Origin of the sequence: Nucisporomicrobium flavum (assembly GCF_016464385.1) — a bacterium.
GTDB classification, from domain to species: domain Bacteria; phylum Actinomycetota; class Actinomycetes; order Mycobacteriales; family Micromonosporaceae; genus Actinoplanes; species Actinoplanes flavus_A.
In genome coordinates, this window is sequence record NZ_JADMLH010000041.1 from 1 (window position 1) to 5502 (window position 5502).

General features: G+C 64.5%; 2 protein-coding genes. One reads left to right on the top strand and one right to left on the bottom strand.

Annotation, left to right across the window (positions count from 1 at the left end; all coding sequences use genetic code 11):
* The coding region (locus IT780_RS41375) for an RHS repeat-associated core domain-containing protein (protein ID WP_199517381.1) at nucleotides 1-4403 on the top strand (4403 nt) is incomplete at its 5' end.
* 121 nt (nucleotides 4404-4524) lie between these two features.
* Here IT780_RS41375 and IT780_RS41380 read toward each other — a convergent pair.
* Nucleotides 4525-4725 (bottom strand): hypothetical protein, encoded by a 201-nt coding sequence (locus IT780_RS41380; RefSeq protein WP_199517382.1) that lies wholly within the window; start codon nucleotides 4723-4725, stop codon nucleotides 4525-4527.
* Nucleotides 4726-5502: the final 777 nt, after the last annotated feature.

Sequence of the window (5502 nt, forward strand, 5' to 3'; positions counted from 1 at the left end):
CCGGCTACTACGGCACCCTGAATCGCGCTGACACCACCACCGGCACCGCCACCCAGATCGCCACCGGACTCCCTTCCACGTCACTGACCGCCCTGCTGTCAGTCGGCGACTACCTCTACGCCACCTATGCGTCCAGCGGTGGGACCGCCCTTACGCTGACTCGCATCGCCAAGAACGGCGGCGCCCCCGCCTTGATGGCAGGCTCCGGGGCGGGTCACGTCGACGGCGTCTACAGCGAGGCCCGCTTCACCGGACTCACGGGTATAGCGACTAACGGCAGCGTGGTGTACGTCGCCGACGGCACCTGGCTCCGTAGAATCCGCGGTGTCAAGCGTCCTGTGGATAGCGGCGGTCCCAGCCTGTTTGGGGAAACCAACGGCGGTAGCAACCCGTCCGAGTCGGAACCGTGCAACGCCTGCTACGGACATCCCATTCAGACCGACACCGGCGCGTTGTTCGAAACGGTCACTGACCTGAGCGTCGAGGACCGTGGCAGCACCCTGTCGATGGCGCGTACGTACGGCTCGACCGGTGCTGCCACTGCCTCTGTCGTAGGTTACGGCTGGGCCTGGGCGTACGGCATGAACGTCAAGGAGCTGCCGCAGTCGACCACCGTGGTCGTCAGCCAGGAGAACGGCAGCACCGCCACCTTCACCAAGCAGACCGACGGTACCTATCAGGGCGCCTCCCGCCTGCTGGCCACGCTCGTCAAGAACGCCGACGGGACTTGGACGTTCGTGCGCAAGCAGCAGGTCACCATGACGTTCGACGCTGCCGGGAAGATCACCCGGCAGGTAGCGCGGGACGGGCGCGTGTTGTCGTTCACCTACAACACCGCAGGCAAGCTCACCGCGGTCGTCGGCGCGTCGGGTCGCGCGTTGACCTTCACCTACGACGTCGCGGGCTACCTGCAGAGCGTCGCCGCACCGTCCGGGGCCAAGGCGATCTACGCGCACGACGCCAATGGCAACCTCACCACCGTCACGGACCCCGCCGGCGGCCTGACCAAGTACGGCTACGACTCCCGGCACCTGCTCACCAGCTCGACGAACCCTCGCGAAGGGCTCACGATCAACGAATTCGACTCTGCCGCTCGCGTGGTCAAGCAGACCCAGCCGCTGAACCGAGTCTGGACCTTCCGCTACGACGACGGCGACGCAGTGGGCACCTCCACCGTGACGATCACCGAACCCGGCGAGCTGCGCACGGTCGAGCAGTACGTCGACGGGCAACTGCGTTCCCAGACCAAGGCCGCCGGCACGGCCGATGCCGCCACTACCCGATGGGACTACGACCCGGTCACCTCGCAACCGGCGACCGTCATCTGGCCCGACGGGGCTTCGGACAAGTACACCTACGACGCCGCCGGAAACCCGCTGTCGCATCTCGACTTGATGCTGCGCAAGACACTCTGGACCTACAACGACGCGGGGGACCTGCTGTCGGTAACCCCACCCGACCTGGCCACGACGCGCTACACCTACGACAAGCGCGGCAACCAGCTAACCGCCGAGACGCCCGCTCACATGGTCACGAAGTCCACCTACAACGCCGACGGCGCCCTCAGCGCCGTCGCCCGGCCAGGACGAAACGCCGCGACCTACGACTACTACACCAACGGGGACCTCAAATCGTTCAAGGATCCGCTACAGCGGGAGACCACCTACGCCTACGACGTCGACGGCCGGGTACAGGACGTCAGCGACGCGTTGCAGCACACCACCCACACCACCTACGACGGCGCCGGGCGGGTCAAGACCATCACCGACGCGATGGGATACACCACCAAGTTCGGCTACTACGCCGACGGCTCCCCGTACTCGACCACCGACGCCGAAGGGGGCATCAGTTACACCTACCGCGACGCCGCCGGTCGCCTCGACATCGCCGAGGACATTGCAGGCAGGCAGACCAGATACCAGTACGACGACGCCGAACGGCTGCAGAAGGTCACTAAGCCGAACGGTGACGCGATCAGCTACACCTACGACGGGCGCGGTAACAAGCTCAGCGAGACGACCGCCGCCGGAACCACCCACTACACCTACGACCTGCGCGACCGCCTGCTGTCTACCAAGAGCCCCGGCGGGCATCTCAGCACGGTCACGTACGACGACGCCGGCGAAGTCGAAGCCACGACCGACGCCCTGAAGAAGACCACCCTGTATGCCTACGACGACGCCGGACGGCTGCTCAGCACCACCGATCCGCTCGGCCGCACCACCTACAGCATGTACACGCTGGACGGGCAACTCGACACGGTCATCACCCCAGATCAGAGCACCATCGATTACGAATACTTCGACGACGGCGCCCTCAAATCCGTCAAGAACCCCGACGACGCCATCACCACCTACACCCTCAACGACGCCGGACAGACGGTACAGAGGACCCTGCCCGGCGGTCTCGTCACCGAGTACACATACGACGAGGTCGGCCGGCTCAAGACGACCGCCGAGAACGGCCACACCGGCGCCGCCCGCACCTACGACCGCGCTGGCCGCCTCACCGACCTCACCTACAGCGACAACACCACCCCCGCGGTGCACTACACGTACGACAAGACCGGCCGACGCACCAGCATGACCGATGGCCCCGGCATCACCAACTATGTCTACGACGCAGCGGGACGGCTCAAAACGGCCGCCGGCAGCGCCGGCAGCGTCGGCTACGACTACGACGACGCCGGCCAGCTCACCACACTCACCTACCCGAGCGGCGAAGCCGTCAGCTACCGCTACGACAACGCCGGTCGCATGACCGCCGCCACCGACTCGAACCAAAAGGTCACCACCTTCACCTGGACCAGCGACGGCCAGCTGGACACCCAGACGACCCCCGATGGCGTAGTCAGCGATACCGACTACAACCCACGCGGTGCCGTTACCGACATCACCCTCGCCAAGGGATCCGCGACGCTCGCGGCCTTCGGCTACAGCTACGACGACGCAGGGCAGCTGACCGGCACGACGAAGCCCAATGGCGCCCATAGCTACAGCTACACCGCTAACAGCCAGCTTGGCTCCATCGCCACTACCAGCGGCATCGGCGCCACCGGCCAGTACAGCGTCACCCCCGCCGGCCTCCTGAACGGACTGCCCGACGGCACTACTCAGCGATACGACGCCCGGCAACAACTCACCACAACAACTTCACCGGCCGGCAACACCACCGCCTACGGATACGACGAACGAGGCAACCGCACGAGCGCCACAAGCAACGACCAACGGATCGAATACGGCTACAACCTGACCAACAGGTTGACGTCATTCACCCGGTCTACCGGGAGCACCGCAGGCACCGCAGACACCGTCGAGTACACCTACGACGGTGACGGCCTGCGAGCCTCCCGCACCGCCAACGGCGCGGAAGCCAAATTCGTCTGGGCCACAGGATCCGAGCTCCCCCTCCTCCTCGATGACGGCACCCACCGCTACCTCTACGGCCCCACCTCCACGCCCTACGCACAGGTGGCCGCTGACGGAACCACGGAATACCTGCACACCGACCAGCAAGGCAGCGTCACTCATATCACCAACACCGAGGGTGACAGCACCGCCGCCATCACCTACGACCCCTACGGCCGGATCGAGCACCGAGAAGGCGAAGCGACGAGCAACATCGGATACACCGGCGCCTGGACCGATGACATCACCGCCCTGGTCTACCTGCGCGCCCGCGACTACGACCCGGCAACCGGACAGTTCCTGACCGTCGACCCGATGGTCGACGAAACCAACCAGCCCTACGCTTACGTCGAGAACCGACCACTACAAGCGACAGACCCCACCGGACTGTGCTGGGGATGCGCATGGCGTGACATGTGGAATGATCACGAACTCCGGGTCGACGTCGCGTCCTTCTACTTCGGCGCACGCAATGCACTGAGCTTCGGAGCCGACGGCTGGCTCCTCAAGAAGTTCGCCAACCAAGAGTCGCGTCAGGCCCTCTGCATCATCGAGGACAACCCGTGGTACGACCGCGGTGCGACAACAGCCGACCTCGCATCAATGGCGATCCCAGGAGGAGCTCCACTCCGCGGCGCACTGGGTGCCGGTAAGTTGATCAAGGGCGGCCGGGCAGCCCAGAAAGCATCGCGCATCAAGCGTATAAATCTGCCCTCGCACCGTACGGTCGATATCGACCTAGACCATGTGATCAAGAGACACACCGCCGGCGGCCGGATCTACCGACAGAGCGGGAACAAGACGAAATTCCCGGACGACATGTCGCCCGAGCAGATCGAGTCGACCATCCGCCAGGCATACCGGAACGCCGAGGTCGTTGGCAGGTCTCAAGGGAGTCGCCGCTTCCTTCGCGGCTCCACGAATGGTCTGGAAGTAGAGATGTGGCTCGACTTGTCTACCCGTAGGATCGAGACGGCCTATCCGGTATGGAGGTGACATGAAGTTTGAGTTTTGCGTTAGCACCGAACGGATGGAAGCTACGCGATCCGGGACCATCTGGGGTGACGTGTGGGTCCATTTCGATGGCCACGCCTACCCAGAAGCAGGATGGAACGACCTACCGATAGTGTTCGCCCTTGAACTGATTGCCGCCGTCCGGCAGGTGTCCAACCATCCCGGGAAGGCTAAAGTGCGGTTTTTCGATGGACCCTTTTGGATTGAGTTCGAGACCGCTGACGATGGTGCGTGTTCGATCCGGTCGGGGTCCGGCGATGAAGTCGCCCTCGCTCCAAGGGAGTTCGCTCACGTAGTGGACCACGTCGATTCGGTGGCGCGGTCGCTCGCCCACGCCTGCGCCAGCAAGGGCTGGGGGGACCAGACCGACGTGCGTCGACTCACCGCCTTGGTGGAACCCTGAACGAACGGTCACGTGCAGTCGTACGCCGCTTCCACAGAATGAGGTCGTATCGCGGCAATCGGTCACCGTTACCCGTTCGCGGTTCGATCACACGCGGCCTGTACGACTGTAGAATTCCCGGCAACCACAACTAGCGGATGCGCCACGCTCGCCGTGGTCCCGGTGGCCGCGACCGGGTTCTTGAGATCTTTGTCGGCTTGCGTGGACCGTTGGCGTAGTACCAACGTCGCGGTTCACGGTTACCACTAATACGTAGTAATTCTGGCAAGAGGCATGGTGAGGCGCCCGCCCCGGGGAGTTCGGGTCGGGCGCCTCGTCTTGGCCCGTCCCACCAGGCATTGTCTGTGTGCAGCAGACCCGCTCGTGGGACATCTCAGTCTGGAGAAGGGACGGATCCCGGGCCCGCCTCGATCACCGAGCATCGCGTCCGGCTCCAGTCGGCCGACCGTCGCCAAGCGACGCATGACAAACGCTCCAGAGCAGGTGAACGTCTACCGGTTGACCGAGTAGCCAGGGCTTTCCGCACAGTTCCGTGGCCTTGGCAGCGGTCTACTCTCATCAGCGTAAGACGTTCTGGTCAAGCGGTTGGCCGGGTGCCTCGTCCGTCGTCGGTCCCTGCATAGTCGTAATGGGGTTGGTCCCTGCAGCGCGTAACCGGGTTGATAGACGACGGGCGGG